General features: G+C 24.2%; 16 protein-coding genes and 1 tRNA gene. 10 read left to right on the top strand and 7 right to left on the bottom strand.

Going from position 1 to position 18,960, the window contains the following annotated elements; translation table 4 throughout:
* Nucleotides 1-2 precede the first annotated feature (2 nt).
* Together rnpM and nusA are read right to left on the bottom strand one after the other, a co-directional pair.
* On the bottom strand, nt 3-293 hold the full coding sequence (gene rnpM / locus AACL05_RS04720; RefSeq protein WP_338957115.1) for an RNase P modulator RnpM: 291 nt from the start codon (nt 291-293) through the stop codon (nt 3-5).
* An 18-nt stretch (nt 294-311) separates the two neighbouring features.
* Nucleotides 312-1,487 carry a transcription termination factor NusA gene (gene nusA, locus AACL05_RS04715; protein WP_338960218.1) on the bottom strand — a complete coding sequence of 392 codons (1,176 nt, stop codon included), beginning with the start codon at nt 1,485-1,487 and terminating at the stop codon, nt 312-314.
* A gap of 556 nt (nt 1,488-2,043) precedes the next feature.
* Here nusA and AACL05_RS04710 point away from each other — a divergent pair.
* From AACL05_RS04710 to AACL05_RS04680, 7 genes are all read left to right on the top strand, one after another.
* Nucleotides 2,044-2,991: a nuclease-related domain-containing protein gene (locus tag AACL05_RS04710; protein ID WP_338960216.1), complete on the top strand. Its 948-nt coding sequence runs from the start codon at nt 2,044-2,046 to the stop codon at nt 2,989-2,991.
* Between the two features lie 385 nt (nt 2,992-3,376).
* Nucleotides 3,377-4,273 (top strand): hypothetical protein, encoded by an 897-nt coding sequence (locus AACL05_RS04705; RefSeq protein WP_338960214.1) that lies wholly within the window; start codon nt 3,377-3,379, stop codon nt 4,271-4,273.
* A gap of 153 nt (nt 4,274-4,426) precedes the next feature.
* Complete coding sequence (locus tag AACL05_RS04700; RefSeq protein ID WP_338960212.1) at nt 4,427-5,305, top strand: hypothetical protein; 879 nt, start codon at nt 4,427-4,429, stop codon at nt 5,303-5,305.
* 230 nt (nt 5,306-5,535) lie between these two features.
* Nucleotides 5,536-5,784 carry a hypothetical protein gene (locus AACL05_RS04695; RefSeq protein WP_338960210.1) on the top strand — a complete coding sequence of 83 codons (249 nt, stop codon included), beginning with the start codon at nt 5,536-5,538 and terminating at the stop codon, nt 5,782-5,784.
* A 135-nt stretch (nt 5,785-5,919) separates the two neighbouring features.
* Nucleotides 5,920-6,462, top strand: coding sequence for a ribosome-recycling factor (locus AACL05_RS04690; RefSeq protein ID WP_338960208.1), 543 nt, complete (start codon nt 5,920-5,922; stop codon nt 6,460-6,462).
* 34 nt (nt 6,463-6,496) lie between these two features.
* Nucleotides 6,497-7,510, top strand: a complete 1,014-nt coding sequence (locus AACL05_RS04685) for a phosphatidate cytidylyltransferase (protein WP_338985780.1) — start codon at nt 6,497-6,499, stop codon at nt 7,508-7,510.
* A 24-nt stretch (nt 7,511-7,534) separates the two neighbouring features.
* Complete coding sequence (locus AACL05_RS04680; protein WP_338985778.1) at nt 7,535-8,656, top strand: site-2 protease family protein; 1,122 nt, start codon at nt 7,535-7,537, stop codon at nt 8,654-8,656.
* A gap of 173 nt (nt 8,657-8,829) precedes the next feature.
* Here AACL05_RS04680 and AACL05_RS04675 read toward each other — a convergent pair whose 3' ends face one another.
* The 5 genes from AACL05_RS04675 to AACL05_RS04655 form a co-directional block, all read right to left on the bottom strand.
* On the bottom strand, nt 8,830-9,669 hold the full coding sequence (locus tag AACL05_RS04675; protein ID WP_338960202.1) for a class II fructose-bisphosphate aldolase: 840 nt from the start codon (nt 9,667-9,669) through the stop codon (nt 8,830-8,832).
* A gap of 83 nt (nt 9,670-9,752) precedes the next feature.
* Nucleotides 9,753-10,514 (bottom strand): Pr6Pr family membrane protein, encoded by a 762-nt coding sequence (locus AACL05_RS04670; protein ID WP_338985775.1) that lies wholly within the window; start codon nt 10,512-10,514, stop codon nt 9,753-9,755.
* An 86-nt stretch (nt 10,515-10,600) separates the two neighbouring features.
* Nucleotides 10,601-14,950, bottom strand: coding sequence for a PolC-type DNA polymerase III (locus AACL05_RS04665; RefSeq protein ID WP_338960198.1), 4,350 nt, complete (start codon nt 14,948-14,950; stop codon nt 10,601-10,603).
* 235 nt (nt 14,951-15,185) lie between these two features.
* On the bottom strand, nt 15,186-15,830 hold the full coding sequence (locus tag AACL05_RS04660) for a hypothetical protein (RefSeq protein ID WP_338960196.1): 645 nt from the start codon (nt 15,828-15,830) through the stop codon (nt 15,186-15,188).
* Between the two features lie 193 nt (nt 15,831-16,023).
* Complete coding sequence (locus AACL05_RS04655) at nt 16,024-16,404, bottom strand: hypothetical protein (RefSeq protein ID WP_338960194.1); 381 nt, start codon at nt 16,402-16,404, stop codon at nt 16,024-16,026.
* Between the two features lie 279 nt (nt 16,405-16,683).
* Between AACL05_RS04655 and AACL05_RS04650 the strand changes: the two genes are divergently transcribed.
* The 3 genes from AACL05_RS04650 to tig all read left to right on the top strand — a co-directional run bounded on the left by AACL05_RS04650 (nt 16,684) and on the right by tig (nt 18,892).
* Nucleotides 16,684-16,759 (top strand) — tRNA-Arg (locus AACL05_RS04650).
* Between the two features lie 36 nt (nt 16,760-16,795).
* Complete coding sequence (locus tag AACL05_RS04645; protein ID WP_338960192.1) at nt 16,796-17,566, top strand: DUF3196 family protein; 771 nt, start codon at nt 16,796-16,798, stop codon at nt 17,564-17,566.
* 15 nt (nt 17,567-17,581) lie between these two features.
* The gene (gene tig, locus AACL05_RS04640) at nt 17,582-18,892 is read left to right on the top strand and encodes a trigger factor (RefSeq protein WP_338960190.1); all 1,311 of its coding nucleotides are present in this window, start codon (nt 17,582-17,584) and stop codon (nt 18,890-18,892) included.
* Nucleotides 18,893-18,960: the final 68 nt, after the last annotated feature.

Raw genomic sequence — 18,960 nt, 5'->3', positions numbered from 1 at the left:
AATTAATCTCAATTTTTTTTAATTTCATTAATTAATTGTTCATAAAATTCATTTGGAATTTTTGTTTTTAATGCTCGTTCTAATGCCTTATTTTTAATAAGCAAAGGTATTAATTCAAGTTTAGGTTGGATGTAGGCACCTCGACCATTTTGTTTGCCAGTTTTATCAATGAATAATTGTCCTTCTTTATTAATAACAATTCTAATTAATTCACGTTTAGGTAAAATAGTATTTGTAACTATACATTTACGCATTGGTATTTTTTTACGTTGAATTAAAGGTATTTTATTCATAACGACCTACTTTATTGTTTATTGATTTTTATTTTTTCATTGTGTTTTTTTTAATAATTCAGATATAAACTTTTCATATTCACTTTCTTTAATATTACCATTTCAAGTAAATTTAATATTATTTTCTTTTGCTTGTTCTAATGAAGTAATATTAATATTTCAGTGAGTTACACCGGCAACTAATTTAGCAGCCATACCATTTTTACCAATAGCTAATGATAATTGTTCAGTAGGAACAATAATATTTGCTTGTTGTTCTTCTTCATTAATATCAATTGAAATAACTTTAGCTGGTGTTAAAGCGTTAATTATATATTCTTTTATATTAGGATTTCAGGCAATAATGTCAATTTTTTCGCCACTTAATTCTTGCGTAATTAGTTTTGTTCTTTCGCCTTTTGGGCCAATACATGCACCAATACCATCAATGCTTGGATCATGACTAACAATTGCAACCTTAGCTCTAATTCCAGGAATACGAGCAATATCTTTAACTTCGATTACACCTTGTGCGATTTCAGGAACTTCTAATTCTAGTAAACAACGTAAAAAATTAACGTGAGTTCTTGATGCTAAAATTTGACCATAGTTTTTATTTTTAATAATATCTTCAACATAAAATTTGATATAAGTATTATTAGCGATTGGTTTATTTTTTGGTAAGATCTCACTAGGGATTTGATTTTGTTTTGGTAAGAAAGCATAGGCTCTACCAATTTTAATTAACATATAAGTTTCTTCAACACTTTCAATAGTACCAATTAATATGTGATCTTTTTTATCAATAAATTCATCATAAATTGATGTTTTTTCTGCTTCACGAATTGATTGTTTAACTACTTGAATGGCTTTAAAAATTGATAAACGAGAGAATTGATCACTAGGAATTATTTGCGTATATGTATCACCAATTGTTAAGCCAGGATTCTTTGTTTTAATAGTTGAAAGTGCAATTTCTAATTCAGGATCTTCAACTTTTGGAACAACAATTAAATCCTTTAAAATTTTAATAGTACCTTTATTTTGATCAATTTCAATTCTGATATTTGTACTATCATCACGATGACTTTGATATTCATATGCTTTTTTTAGTCCTTCTTTTAAAGCTTCAATGATATCTTCTTTTGCTATTTGTTTTTCTTCAGCAATTTCATTTATGGCATTTAAAATGATTTGACTAATTTCTTTGTCCACTTTTTCTCCTCCTTGTTTTTTATAAACATTGTTGTTTATTATTTAATAGTATTTGAAATAGATTTATTTCAAAATGAAAATATACTTAAATAAAAAAAATATATTACACTAGAAATAATAAAGACAGCTGGTAGCTGTCTTGCTATAATTCTAATTCATTGTTCATTATACAATATTATTAATTTGAAAACAATAGAAATTTATTAAAGGATAGAGTTTTATTATCGTAGATTATATTGTAGAAATATCTTTCATTATATTAATGGTAATTTTCAAGTTTTAAATTGATTAAATATAATTATTTATATAGTCGTAATTGTTTTTGTTCTATTATCATTGAAAGATATAACATTCATTTTAAAGTTTCTATTTTTTTAAAATCAAGGGGAACTAAATCGATTTTCAATACTAATTTGTTCTTATATTGATATTAATTTCCTATATATTCTGCTTATCAAAGATTAGACATTTTTTTAAAATATTTTCAAACATTAGTAAAAATGTTAAGATTTATTTATTAAATTTTATTAAATAATAAAAATTTGGAGTAAATATTATGAGTAAAAATAAGAAAAAGAATGAAAATATTAGTATTGTAGTTTTTATTTCATTAATAATTATTATCACTATTATATTTTTGATTAAGTCATTATTTAAAGGTTTAGAAAAATGAATTGTTAATAATGTTTGAATAACTATAATTATTATATTTTCTATAATTATTGTTTCAATTTTAACTACTATTATATTGACAAATAAATATTTAAAATATAAAAAAAATTATTTTAATTTAGAAAAAAGTAAAGAAATAGAATATTCTTATCAAATAATAGAATTAGAAAATCGAATTAAAAATTATGAAAAAATTTATCCAAATTTAAAAAATTTTGAACATCCTTATCAATATAATGATAATTTAAATAATACGTTAGGTATTAAAGGTGAATTAATTGTTAAAGAAAAAATAATAAGTATGTTTAATGAAGAAGATTTACAATTATTTAACAATTTATATTTACAATCTATTGAGGGAAAAATTAATCAAATTGATCATTTATTAATTTTAAATAGTTGTATTTTTATAATTGAGACTAAAAATTGATCTTTAAAAACTTATGGAGATTATTTTAAAAAAAACTGAATCCAATATCATGGTGAAAGACAAGAATTTATTCCATCACCTCTTTATCAAAATAGAAGTCATGTTAGAACTATTCTGTATCTTTTAAAAAAAGAAAACATTAATTTAAAACAATTTAAATTTTTTAGCCTTGTAGTATTTGTTCAAAATAATTTACAAATTACTGAAAATAGTAACTTAAAAATAAATGAGAAAGCATTAAATTTATTTGAATTATCTGAATATATTAAAAATAAAATTGAAGAAAATTCAGGAAAATGTACTTCTTCTTCTAATAGTCAAAGAAATATAATGAATCAAATTATTTTAAATAATAATAATCCAGAAAACATTCAAATTCATAAAGAACAATTAGACTATTAAAAACACAGTTATAAGCGAACAAAATTTAATAAATTAATTTTTCTAATAATCTTCTGTCGTTGAAATTTTAATTAAAAAAATGTATTTTTATTTTCTGTTCTTAATTTTTAAATATAAAAAAACCTGAAAAATTTTCAGGTCTTTTTACATTATATTACTCAATAATCTTGGAAGTACTGTAGAGTATATATAAAAAATAATAAGAATGTTCAGTTAATGAACAATTTAATCCTAACATTTTTGAAATTATTTTTTTTAAAAAAGCAAAATAACACTTAATAATGAAAAATATTATAAAAAAAACACCAAATAAAAAAGAATGTATAATTATGAACAGAAAATAGTTTATATTTTTCAGAAAAATTATCTAAGGGGGAAAAACAATATGAGAAACATGAAAACATTACTACGACTAATGGGTGCTGCTGCTTTAACAACAGTTGCAGCAAGTTCAGTTGTTGCATGTGGAACTCAAACAAAAGCGCCAGCATTGAATGGCAAATATGCAAAATTATTAGGATGATATAGTGATGAAAATACAAGTACAATTAATCAAGAACTAAAAAAGGATGAAAGTGCTGTTGGTAAAGAAAATTATTCAATTGCTATTGTTGCTACTGATAGTACAAAAATTACAACAACTAAATTTAACGAAAAATTATTAAAAGCAGGTGACGGTGCTGATGCTAACAAATTTAAAGCAAAAGATGCTGATGCTGCAGTATTTTTAAAAGATTTAGGATTTACATCTGGTAGCACTACTGCTTTTTATAAAGTTGAAGAAGTTACATCTATTACTGCTTTATCTGCAAAAGTTGAAAGTACTGAAGCAGGTAAAATTGAAGCTGTTGGTACAACTGATTTTAAAGTTGCAGCTGGTACTTGCCAAATTAATATTATGGATAAGGCAACTGGAGATGATGCCAAATCTGTAAAAAAATATACTATTAGTACTCTTAAGAAAGATACATTAGGTGTTCCTGCTCAAGTAGATACGCTTGTACAATCAGCAAAATTGGATTTAACTAAAGCTAATGGATTTGAACAAGGCAAAGATGTACTTAAGTCTTTACCTTGAAAAACTGAGAATTCTAAAGAAAAAAATCTATATAATTCTTTAGTTAACTTATTTAGTAAAGATAAAGTATCATTAGTTTGAACTTCTGATGCTCAAGGTCAAACAGCGATACTTAAGTATACAGCTCAAAAAGTATACTTAACCGTAAAATTTGGAGAAGTAAAAGTTACAAATACTCTAGATTTTGGAACTCCACAAGCTTAAATATATTTTAAAAGATTGCAATTGCAATCTTTTTTATCACTTAAAAAATTTTATTAATTTATTAAAATTATAAAAATAATTTCAATTTAAGAATAATAAATAGCAGAAAATAATTTTTTTTAGAAAATTATCTAAAAGGGGAGAAAATATTATATGAAAAATATAAAAACATTATTACGTTTAATGGCTGCTACTGCTTTAATTACAACTGTAGCAAGTTCAATTGTTGCCTGTGATTTTGAAGCAAAAGGACCAATATTAAATGGTAAATATGCAAAATTATTAGGATGATATAGTGACAAAAATACAAGTTTAATTAATCAAGAATTAAAGAAGGATGAAACTACCGGTAAAGAGAAGTATTCAATTGAGGCTGATGACACAAAAATTATGATGACTAATTTTAAAAATAGTTTATTAAACGTAAACGAAATTAGAAATCCAAATCAAGCAAAAGATGCTGATGCTGCAACATTTTTGAAAGAGTTAGGAATTACAAGTGGTAGTGAAAATGAAGAATATTCACCTGATGATGTTAAAAAAATTACTACCTTATCTGCAAAAATTACAAGTACTGAAACGGGTAAAACTGAAGAAAATAATACAGGAACTGATTTTAAAGTTCTTGCTGGTACTTGTCAAATTGATATTATAAGCAAAGATGATGATAGTGTAGTAAAATTTTATACTATCAATACTGCTAAAAATAATGGATTAAATATTTCAAAGATAGTTATTACTAAACTTATTAGTGATAAAAATAGTTTAAAATTAACTGCTGCGCAAGGATTTAAACAAGGTGAGTCTGTTGCTGATTTTAAATTAGTAATAAATTCAGAAAGTAAACAAAAACAATTTGATTCTCTAGTTCAAATATTGAATACAAATGTTAGTACTCAGTTCCATGCTAGAGTTGCTGATGGTCCATTAGTAACAGGAAATTTTAGAAATTTAAAAGTTTATTTAGCAATATATTTTGGTGATGTGCATCTTTTACCTAGAATAGATTGTGGTATACCACCAACTGTTTAAATCATTAAATATTTTAAAAAATATAATGACAGTTATTGTTAATTATCATATTTTTTTGTTACTATTAATACAAATGAAAATTATTAATAATTAGACATTTGAAATCAGAAGAAATTAAATTTATAACATTGATAAGTTAAAAAAATAAACTTTAAATGAGGACACAATTGTATCTTTCAATTTTATTAAGTGATATTATTAATTATAAAAATTAAAGAAGGAGAAAAAATATGTTAAAAGCAGGAAGTATATTAATATTTATTGTTTTTATTTTAGAATCAATATTTATAATTCCTTTATTATGAACAATACCCGCTTTTATTTTATACAAAAAAGTAAGTAAAGGTGAAGCGACTACTGATCAAAAAATTGCTTTAGCAATATTAGGAATTATCTTTGGTGTTGCATTAGGTATTATTGGTGGTATTTTTATATTAGTTGATTTAAACAATGATGAAAATAAAATCCAAAGATATTAATAAAAAACATCATTAATTAATGATGTTTTTTATTTTTTTAAATAGTTTTCCATTGGTTTTAATAAAAATTATTATATAATTTTTATAGTTTGATTTAAAAACAACTTAAAATTATTAACTAGGAGGAAAACAAATATGGAAGTTATTATTTTAGAAGCCACAAATCTGATGAATGAAATAATTTTACGTTATAAAAATGAAATTAACAAAATTCGCACCGGAAGAGCTAATCCTAATATCTTAGAAGGAGTTAATGTTAAATGTTATGGTGGTGTTGATAGTTTAAGTAATATTGCGCAAGTTAAAGTAGCAGAAGCACATCAATTATTAATTAAACCATATGATCGCAGTTTAATTAAAGACATTACAGAAGCTGTTACAAAAGCTGATTTGAAATTACAAATTAAAAGCGAAGCAGAGAATATACGTTTAATTTTCCCACAATTAACAGAAGACGTTCGTAAATCTTTAGTTAAAGATTTGAGTAAAAAAACTGAAGAATATAAAGTTAAAATCCGTAATTGTCGACGTGATGCTGTTCAAAATCTGAAAAAAATAAAATTACCAGAAGATCAAGAAAAGCATGCAGAAACTACAATTCAAGATTTAACTGATAGTAAAATTAAAGAACTTGTATTAATAGAAAACAATAAAAAAGCCGATTTAATGAAAATTTAGCAATAAAGCAATAAAAAGTTAGGGGTTAAATATTGTGAAAAAAAAGATAATAAATAAAGAAAATATAAAATCTAAAGTTTCTTTTTTTGCAAAACTTAGTAATTTTTTTAGAACCTATCGAAATCGTATTCTTACAAGCTTTATTTTAATTGCTTGTGGTGTATTATGAATGTTTATTGGGGCAGTTTATTTAGAACCAATTTTTGGTAATAAACCACAGTGATCAGCCTATACATTTATGATAATTAATACTTTAATTTTTATTGGTTGTTTATGAGAAATTATTAATTTAAAAAAAGAATCAAATTGATCAATTGTACTTAAAATTTCTATAATTTTAACAGGAGTCATACTTTTATGAGTTCCGCTTGGTAAAGAAACTTTTGGTCCATATATTTATAATCATTATTGATTTGAAACTTGAATGACTTTATTAACTTTATTATTTTTCATTTGTATTTTTATTTTAATTGCTTGACGAAGTAAAAATTTTCAATTAAGTGATGTTATTTTTATTTTTACTTGAATTATTTATTTAGTATTTGTTGTTAAAGCTGTTAATTTTTTAATGTTATCAGAAATTAAACTTTCAAAACTAGGATGACCAACATTATTGTTTTTATTCATTATTGTTATGTCTAATGATGTTGGTGCTTTTATTGGTGGTATAATTTATGGTAAAACAAAAATGGCACCAAGTATATCACCAAATAAAAATTGAGAAGGTGCTATTACTGGTTTAATAACAGCAGTTATTTTAAGTATGATAACAGTAACTGTTTTTTTAGAAACAAGTAATTATAATCCATTGCCTTTTTTAGAAGTTAATAGTAAAGTACCAATCTATATTGCTTATTTTGCTACTAGTTTTATTCTTTCAATCGTTAGTCAAATGGGTGATTTATTATTTTCTTATTTGAAACGTAATTATCATGTTAAGGATTTTTCAAATATTTTACCTGGACATGGAGGATTATTAGATCGTTTAGATTCATTTTCAACAGTAGTTATTTTTGGTTCTCTAATTACTCTAGCAGCTATTGCTTAATATATAAAATTTAAGGATGAAGTTATGTATATATTTTTAGCCATTTTAATTGGTTTATTTACAATATTATTTTTAATTACCTTGCATGAATTTGCTCATTTTGTAATTGCTAAATTATCAGGAGCATATGTATATGAATTTGCTATTGGTATGGGACCAAAACTTTTGCAGTGAGGTAAAAAAGAAACACGTTATACTTTAAGACTATTACCATTGGGTGGTTATGTTTCTATTGCTTCAGAAATTGCTGATGCTCCTAAAGGACGAGAAGATGAAGTAATTGATGGTAAACGAATGATGGAAAACTTGCAACGTGGTAAAAAAGCAGCTTTCATTAGTGCAGGTGCACTAATGAATTTATTATTAACTTTTATTTTATTAATGATTGGATATGGAATTTATCCACATAAATATGATCCTAATTTGCCACCAACTTATGCAACAACAGGACCATTATATGAAGCAGTTAAAGAATATAATGAACATAATCCAACTTTTAAAATTTTAGATACTGATGCTATTACTAGTATTTATAATACTGGTGATATTGAATCTAAACAATCAATTAAATCATATTATGATTTAGAAGCATGATTAAGTAAATATAATAAAAAGACTACTAATGGTACAGTTATTGCTGACTACAAAATTACTTTTGATAATAAAAATGATAAAACTGTTACTTTTAAACCTGTAGAACAAAAAGGGGTGCTATTCATTGGTGTTAGTCAAGGTAGTTATTATTTAAATGCAGGTCAAGTTATTAGTAATGGTATCATTGATACTTTTAAAGATAGTTACAGTCTTTTACAAGTATTGGGACAATTAGTTACTTTTCATTGACAAAATTTATCAGGACCTGTTGGTATTGTTAAATCAACTAATAGTTTTTTAAATCCTGATTTATCATCAACACAAGCAGCAAGTACATATTTTCGTTGAGCAGCATTATTATCATCTAATTTATTTTTATTAAATATGTTACCAATTCCGCCATTGGATGGTTATAAATTTGTTGAAAATGCAGTTGAAGCGGTAACAAGAAAAAAATTAAATGAAAAATATAAAATTATTGTCAGTATTGCTGGAGCTATATTATTTTTAGTTATCTTTATTGCTATTACTATTAAAGATATATTTTTTTAATCTTTACTTTATAATAAAATCTTATTATAAATAGGATAATAAATTTGAATGAAAAAGTTTTGAGTAATTTTCTTAATTATTTATATTTTAAAAAATAAAATAGTTACTATTTTAAGTGAACAATATTGTTCACTTTTTATTTTATTTTGAAATATACTTTATAAGTATAAAAACTAAAATTTATATCGATTATTTGCTCCTAAGAGAATTATTTTTTCTTCAACAAATTTCTGAATAGCTATCATTGCATTTTCTGTTAATGTATTAAGATTAGATAAATTAGAATTAGTTTGCAAACTTTTTTTTAGACTTTCAACGTAAATCTTTCTTAAATCACTACTAATATTAACTTTAGTAATACCAGCTTTAATTGCTAGAGTTAATTGTTCATCATTAATAGTAATATTATCATGTAATACTAAAAAAATTTCAGGCATTTTAATAGCAATTTCTTTAATTAGAGAAATTTTTAAATCTTGTCTATTATCTTGATGATGACTATTGATAGCAGTAAATACAAGACAATTAATATTAGTTTTATTTCTAAATAATATTGCTTGTTCAATTAAATTAATATCATTAGTAATATCTCCTTTTGTATTATTGTAAAAAATCTCTGATTCAACAATAATACCCAAAGGAGCAGCAAAATGAACAATATCTTTAGTTTTTTCAATATTTTCTTTAATTGTATAGTTACTGTAATTTAACATAACTGAACTAAAATCAGATGTAATTTTAGTTTTAATAAAGTGTGGATCAAGACAGTGGTCTAGTTGTAAAAAAATTGGTACTTTTGCACGATTAATAACATTATTAATAATAGCAAGTACATATTTTAAATCAATACAATTAATAGTGTTAGGTGTTATCATTAAACATATTGGTGCTTTTTGTTTTTCGGCTGCATTAGTAATTGCAATTAACATTTCTAAATTATCAAAGTTAAAACTTGGGATTGCGTATTTGTTAATTTGTGCATGTTTTAACATTATTTTCAAGTTAATTTTCAATTACAATCACCTAACTTTTCTTTTTTATTTAATTATATCAATAATATTTATCATGTAAGGAATATAAGATATGTTTTAAATTTTTACTTTTTTCTTTTCTTTTTAATTTTGCTTTTCTTTTTTTTATTAAGTTGACGTAATATTTTTTGATAAAAATCATATAAACGATGTTCAGAAGTTTGATAACGTTTGAACATTAAGTTATTAATTCAAATATAAAAATATTGTAAACTGAAAACTAAACCAAAAACAAAAACAACAGCAGTAGCAGCGATTAATCATCCATATTCGCCATTTGAATAATCAAAGAAAAAATATGGATATCATGTATCTCTTGGTGGATGACCAGTTTCTATAAAATCTAAATAACGTAAATGACCTCTAATTAGAATAACAATACAATAAATTGCTGGATAAATAACAATTAATCATAAATATATTTTATGTTGTTGTTTCATATTAATATATTGATGACCTGACGTAACAATAAAGCTAGTAATCATAATTATTGGCATTAATAAGTGTAAAATTAATGTTGCAATTCAATTATAAGCACTGTATTGTTTTGGATCTTGCTCAGCAGTGAAAATACCTATTCAAAATACTAACATCGTAATAGTAATATAAACAGTTACTGCTAATCGAGTTTGAAAACTTGGTTTAGTACTACGAAAATAAGAATCAAATAAATAAACACAAAAATAAATAACAACCATATAATTACTCTCAGTAGTAAAAAAAGCATAGTAGTTACTTACTCGTTCACCATATCCTAAATGTTCAAATTTTTCCATTGGATAATATATTGCACTAATTAAATCAATAATTAAAAATAAAATTATCATTATTAATGCAGATAAACGTATATAAAAGTTGGCTTTGTTACTTAATTTATACATAATAATCCCACATCTTTTCTTTTTTCTTTGTATTATAATTCTAACATTAATTGTGTATTTTCTTCTAAATGTTCTAATACTCCTAACTCATTTAATAGTTGATAATTAGTTTTAGTAATATTAGTTCGTAGTTGTAAATCATTTTTTGAAGTAATTGCTTGTTCACTCCTTGCTTTAACAATTGAATTAGCCACAATTTCACCCAATCCATCTAAAGTAATAAATGGTGGTAAAATTTGTTTTTCACCATTTATTACTTTAACTTGAAAAAGTTTAGCATCAGAATGTTCTAAACTAATATTGCTAAATTTAATATTTCTAGCATTCATTTCTAATGCCACTTCTAATAATGGGATTAAATCTTTTTCTTTAGTAGTAACTGTATTTTTTTGACCATCATTTTTTCTTAATCTGTTATTAATATCTTTTAATTTATTAGTAATAGCACCAATACCTTGTAACATAGTTTTAATATCAAAAATTTCGCATCTTGTTGTAAAATAAGTAGCATAATATTCATGTGGATAATAAACTTTAAATCAAGCTACTCTTCATGCCATTAATACATAAGCAGTAGCGTGTGCTTTAGGAAACATATATTTAATTTTTTTGCAAGATTGAATGTATCAATTAGGAACTTTCTTTTCTTGCATTAACTTTTCATATTCTTGTTTAATGCCTTTTCCTTTACGGACATCTTCCATAATATTAAAAGCAATTTTTGCTGGTAAGCCTTGATATACTAAATAAGTCATAATATCATCACGACAACCGATTACATCTTTTAGTTTTAAACCTTGTTGTGAAATTAATTCATCAGCATTATTTAATCAAACGTCAGTACCATGTGATAAACCAGATATTTGTACTAATTCAGAAAATGAAGTAGGTAATGTATCACTTAACATTTTACGAACAAAACCAGTACCAAATTCAGGGATACCAATTGCTCCTGTTTTTTCGCCAAGTAAATCATCACTAGTAATATTTAAGGAATTTAAATTAGAAAATAATGATAAAACTTTTTCATCTTGATTAGGAATTGTTTTTGGATCAATACCAGTTAAATTTTCTAACATTTTTAATGCTGTTGGATCAACATGACCTAGAATATCTAATTTTAATAAATTATCATGAATAGCATTAAAATCAAAGTGGGTAGTTTTTCATGTAGAACTAGTATCATCAGCTGGAAAATTGATTGGTGTAAAATCATTAATATTATATTCTTTTGGTACAACAATAATACCACCAGGATGTTGACCAGTTGTTCTTTTAATACCAACACATCCTTGACTTAGTAACTCTAGTTTTGCTGCACGCATATCTGATTGACCAATTTTTTCTGCATAAGCTTTAACATAACCATAAGCTGTTTTATTGGCAATTGTTGAAATTGTTCCGGCACGAAAAACATTTTCTTCACCAAACATTTCTTTAGTAAAATCATGAGCTTTATTTTGATATTCACCAGAAAAGTTTAAATCAATATCAGGTGTTTTATCACCATCAAATCCTAAGAATGTTTCAAAAGGAATATCATGACCATCAGTATTTAAATCAATATTGCATTGTGAACACATTTTTTTTGGTAAATCATAACCACACTTATAAGAACCATTACTAATAAATTCACTAGTTTTACATTGTGGACATAAATAGTGTGGTTGTAGTGGGTTAACCTCAGTAATGTTAGCAAAAGTAGCTACTAAAGATGAACCAACTGAGCCACGACTACCAACAAGATAACCATCTTGCAAAGATTTTTCTACTAATTTGTGTGCAATTCAATAAACAACAGCAAAACCATGAGTAATAATTGCATCTAATTCACGAGTTAAACGTTTTTCTACATATGTTGGTAATGGATTACCGTAACGATTTCATGCTTGTTCATAACAAAGATTACGTAATTTAGTATCAACATTAACAATACTTGGTGTAAATAAGCCATCTTTGATTGGTTTAATCATTTCAAATTGTTTAGCTAATTGCAAAGGATTATTAATAACAATATCATTAATTAAATTAGGGTCATCTAAAAAATTAAATTCTGTTAACATTTGATTAGTAGTTCTTAAATGTTGATCAGGATATGATGTAACTTTACCTTTACGATCAAATAATGGGTGCAATAAACCACCAATTGCTTTGCTATTAATAATAACATCACGATATATTTTTTCATGGAAATGTAAATAGTGGGCATCGCTAGTAGCAATTACTAATTTATTTAATTTAAGGGCATTATTAATAATTTTTTTAATAGTATCATGTAATTGTTCTTTAGTAATATTTCCTAACTGTATTAAGTGTTTATAAACAGCAGGTGGTTGGATTTCAATAAAATCAAATCACTTCATTATTTTAATTAGTTCTTCTTCACTTTTATTTAATGCTGTTTCAAAAACAGCACCATTTATACAACTACTACCAATTAATAATTCTTTTCTATTTTCATTAATTGCTTCTGATATGATTTTTGGTGTTTTATAAAAATACTTTGTATGAGATAGTGAAACTAATTGATATAAATCTTTTAAACCTAATTGATTTTTTGCAAAAATAGTAATATGTTCACCACGAAGTTTATAATTAATTTGTTCATTAATTAAGTTATTAATTTCTTGTAAATTAATACAATTAAATTCTGTTTTTAATTGTTGTAACATTTTTAAAAATACTTGTGCTAATACATTAGCATCATAATCAGCACGGTGAGCAATTTCATCATCATATTTAATGCCATAAGTACGACAAATAGTACCTAATCGATAATATTTTAGTTGTGGTAGAATTGCTCTAGATAATTGCAAAGTATCAATGACAGGATTATTTAAAGGCATGAAACCCAATTGTTTCATTGCTGCTTGTAAAAAAACAAAGTCAAAGTTAGCATTATGAGCAACTATTGTTTTATTACCAATTATTTCAATAATTGTTGGCAATATTTGTTGTAATGTTTGTTTATCTTTTAGCATAACATTGGTAATATTAGTAAGTTCAGTAATATGTTCAGGTATGGGATTATTTGGTTTAATTAAAATTGTATCTTGTTTTAAAATCATATTGTCTTTAACAATTGTATAACCAAATTCAATAATTTCGTGATAATTGGTTGATAAACCAGTTGTTTCTAAGTCAAGAACAATGTATTCTAAATCTAATAATGATGTATTAATATTATTTTTAGTAATACTAATATTATTGGGGATTAAATCCATTTCAACACCATACATTACTTTTAAGTTTGGATGTTTTTTAGCAGCATTAGCAATATCTGGGTATGCTTGTACATTTAAGTGATCAGTAAAACCAATTGCTTGGTGTCCTCATTTAGTTACTTGATTGATATAATCACTTGCTGAAGTAATACCATCCATAGCACTCATTTTAGTATGAGTATGAAATTCAATTCTTTTAGTTTTAGCATCATCATTATTGTTAGCATTTTTATTATTTAAATCGATAATTAAATCATCAATTCATAGTACTTGTTCTTTACTATAATTATCATAACGACTATTAGCATTAATTTTTATTCAATCATCAACTTTAATATTATCAAATTTCTCATCTGGTTGATCGCTATTAATAAATGCTTTGCAAGTAATTGCATCGCTATAATCAGTAATTCAAAATGAATAAAATCATTTTTGAGTTTTGGTTAAAAATTTATTAATTTTAAAAACTTTACCACTAATAATAATATTGGGTTTGTCGCCAATGATATCTTTAATACTATGAGTTGGGTCTGTTATTTCTAAATTAATTTTTGCTTTTTTGCGATAAGTAGTGGTACTAAAATTTTTACTTACATTATTTTTAGTAATTTTAGTTTTTAAATTGTTGGTAATTTTGCTAATTTCTGTTTTAGATTCATTTTCATAACTAATAAATGGTTGCTCTGCTTTATTTATTTTAGTTTTTAATTGAATTTTTTTAAAACCATATTGTTGAAAGTAATTAATAAATTGTAAAAATTCATTAGTTATTAATTTCTCTTCAATACTATTATGAATAGTAATGGTAATAATATTATTTTTATAATTAATTGCTGAGTCGGGTAAAGAATAATAAATGCCAGCTAATAGTTGCAATTTATGAGTTTTAATATAATGAAAATATGTTAATACAGTTGATTCATCAGCAGTAAGAGAAACATTAAAATCGACATTAATATTCGAAACAGGTAATTTTTCAAAATGTTGTTCAAAACTTTTTAAAGTAGTAGTTGTTAGAAAATTAGGTAAGTTGATGGTAATTATTACTTGTTGATTATGATGAAAATATTGTACTTTTTTAATAGTGGCATGATTAAATTCATTATTAACATCATTAAAATCCATTTCATGGAAAAGTTTTTGCAAATCTTGGTTCATATATTTTTCCCTCTCTTAATACTAAATAATTAACAATAATAACTATATTTTAATTAAAATATATTAAATCATTATTCTAATGTTTAATCAAATTTCATATTTTAATTATAACTTAATTAAAATTCTTATTCTTATTCTTATATAAAAAAAGTATGAAATTTTAGCTATAAAAAAAATAAAAACAAAATAATTTAATTACAATAAAAAGTAATGCCTAATATTTAGGCATTACTTTTTATCATGAAAGTGTTATTGGATTATTTGTTTTAGGTAATGTTTCGGTTTCAAAAATAGCATTTATATTATTAACATTAAAATTTGAATTTAATTGTTGATTTCTTGTTTGTATAGATGGTTTATTAAAAGATTTTTTTTGTTCTTTGGTAAATGCTGCCTTTTGATTAGAAGTAAATCATTCTAATTGTTTTGGAGTTAATGATTCAATTTGAAATTTAAATTCATAAAAATCATATTCTATTGTTAATTGATTATTAATTGTTTTTAATGCTTTTCTTATTCCTTTTTCTAGTAATGAAAACTTATTATAACTGAAATTTTTTATTTGTTCTGTTGTAAATGCTTGTATTTGTATTTTTGTAAGTGCTTTCATTTGTTTTTTTGAAAAAGCATAAAGCAGTAAATTATTTTTTGTAAATAAGGGAATTAAGTTGGAATTAATTGTTGAAACTTGATATGGGCTTAATAGTTGCAATAATTGTCTTCAAATTGGTAACCCATTATTATCATTTTCTTTAATGATACTTAAAATAAATTTATCAATTTCTTGTTTATTGATAGTGTTTGTAAATGATTGTATTTGTGTTTTAGTAAGTCCTTTAAGTTCTGATTTGCTAAATAATATTTGATTTTCTGTAGACATATCTTTTAATCTTTGTCCTTTTCATTTAAATTTAATTTAATAAAAATCCTAATATAGAAATAATTTCTATATTAGGTATGAACATTTATTAAATTAAAAAATAATTATAATATAAATTAATTATTTTTGTTATATTATGCATTTTATGAATTATAATTTAATATTTTTTAAATGAATATATAATTTGTTTTTTTTAGACAGAAGTTACTGTTAAACTTCTGGTTCTCATAACTGGTTCTTTTGATGAATTTGCTAGTTCATTAGATACTTTAATGTAATCAGGAGTAATATTTGCTTTTGATACTCTTACTGTGGGGATAGTAGGATTTGTTCTTAAAAATTTGTTAATTCTTGATTCTTTTCTTCCAAAATTTGTAGTAGTAGCCATTCCACCAGCTATTAAAGTTGTACCAACAGCAATTGTACCAATAGCAACTGGTAATAATGAAGCACCACCAGTCATAGGTGCTGCAGCAACACAAGCTGTTGTTATTCCTGCAGTTGTTGTTAATGTTCCTGTAGTTATTGTGACACCAGCAATTACTTTTCTTTTTGTACTTATTTCACTAGGCATAATACTTTTCTTCCTTTTCTTTTTCAATATTTAATTTAATAAAAATCCTAATATAGAAATTATTTCTATATTAGAAATGAACAATTATTAAATTACAAAAAATATTATAATATAAAAAAATGAAAATATTTTATTTTTTTTAAAAAAATATTACTTAAAGGTACATAATGAAATATCAAAATAATATTAAATATATTATTATTATTTTATTGAAAAGTAGCCAATTAATAATTGCATTTTTTAATCAAACAAGTTAAGATTACTTATGGTAAATGTTATGCCCACGTAGCTCAGTGGATAGAGCACCGCCCTTCTAAGGCGGGGGTCAGAAGTTCGAATCTTCTCGTGGGCGCCATTAAATTTTAAAATACTAAGAAGGTTTAACTAAATAATGATAAATCATGACAATTATTATCAAGACATTATTGGTAAAATTAACCACCTCATTAGTGAAAATAAATGAGATCAAGCAATGAAGTTGGTCAAACATGAATTAGAGATGCCTTATATTCCTATTCATCATGAAGTTACATTACAAGAGTTACATCATAATATTACTACTCATATTAGATTAAATAGTAAAAATGAAAGTCATGAGTGAAATTTAGAGAGAATAAGTCATGTATTAATGAATCCATTTGATGAAGATCTTCATCCGATGGCATTTTATTATTTACAAAGTCATAATGCTAGGTTAATTTTGCCAACAATTAAGATTTATCTTACAAATAAAAATATAAATAATATAAATAATATAAATAAAACGCAACTATTATTTATATTAAATAATCAAGGTATTGATGAAGAAATAGAAGTAATAAAAGGTCATGATACATTTAAAATTAATCCAAAAAAAATAACACAATGACAAGAATCACTCGTTTATTTAAAGATTACAAAAATATTTGAAGATGAAGTTCATATTGATAATCCAGGTATTTATGGTATTTGCTTGTTTTTATTGGATAGTTATTTTGAGAATTTGTTTCCAACATTACCTAATAAAAATCAAGCAGCAGCATTAGCAGCTGCTTTGTATATTCGTGCTTGTAGTTTCCAATTTATTAGTGTAAAATTGGTAGAAAGTGCTAAAAAATTTAAAACTACTACTACTTTAATAAAAAAATACTTAAGTATTATGATTCAACAACAAATTACATAAGGAGAGATTTGAAAAATGATATTAAATATTATAAAAGATGAAAAAAATGGTCTTGGAAAATGACATGTTACCATTGATGCTAAAACTTGAAAAGATCAATTGGCAAAAGCTGAAAATAAATTGATTGCACAAGTAGAAATTCCTGGATTTCGTAAAGGAAAAGTTCCTACTAAAATGGCTAAAAAACACGTAACTGAAGAACAAACTTTACAAACAGCAACTAAAGCAGTTATTACTATTGCTTATGATTTTGTCTTAAAACAAAAACCTAACTTAATGCCTACTAATCAACCCGAAGTTAATGTGGAAAAATCTACTATTAAAGAGTGTGAAATAATGTTTGTATTTGATTTACCAGCAGAAATTACTATTGGTAAATATCGTGGTATTGATATAGTAAAACCTGTAGCAACTGTTAATCAAGAAGAAATTGATACTCAAATTAAACTATTACAAGATCGTTTTGCTATTTTTAATCCAAAAGAAAAAGGAAAATTAGAAAAAGGTGATACTGCAGTTTTTAATTTTACTGGTTTTTTAGAAGGTAAAAAATTCCCTGGCGGTGAAGCTAAAAATATGGAATTAGAAATTGGTTCTGGTAAATTTATTCCTGGTTTTGAAGAAGGAATGATCGGTATGGAATCTAAATCTAAAAAAACTATTGAAGTAACTTTCCCAGAAGATTATCATGTTCCAAATTTAAAAGGTCAATTATTACAATTTGAAATTGAATTAAACGAAATAAAAACAAAAGTTATTAATGAAGATTTAGAAGAATTAGTAAAAGATGTTAACATTCCAGATGTTACTACTACTGAACAATTATTAGAAAATATTAAAAAACAAATTGAAGTACAAAAAACAATGACAATTAAGGAACAATTTATGGAAGAACTTATTGCTAAAATTGTTAAAGATTCAAAAATAATAATTCCAAATTTTGCTGTTAAAAATGAAACTGAACGTTTAGAAAATGAATTTAAAAAACAATTAGCTAATCAAAACTTTACAATTGAAAACTATATGGCAGCAACCGGTTTATCTCATGAAGAAATTATTAATGAAATAAAAAAGGATGCAATTATGCAACTTCAGAATTTTTTAGTTATTGAAGAAATTATTAAACAAGAAAAAATAGAAATTACCGAAGAAGAAGTTCAAAAACAATTAACAACATTTGCCGACCAATTTAAAATAAGCATTGAAGAAGTTAAAGCAAATATTAAAGATTTAAGTTTAGTGACTACTACCCTAAAACATAATAAAGCCTTTGATTTATTATGAGAAAGTAATGGTAAAAACCAAAAGCAAACAACAAGTGCTTAATTAATTTAATTTGATAATTATTATATAACCTAATTACCAATTTAATAATTAGGTTATTTTATCGTTTA

The sequence above is a fragment of the Spiroplasma endosymbiont of Thecophora atra genome, assembly GCF_964019735.1.
GTDB classification, from domain to species: domain Bacteria; phylum Bacillota_I; class Bacilli_A; order Mycoplasmatales; family VBWQ01; genus Spiroplasma_E; species Spiroplasma_E ixodetis_A.
Note: the sequence above shows the minus strand (reverse complement) of the source record. Positions and strands in the feature narration are given on the sequence as shown.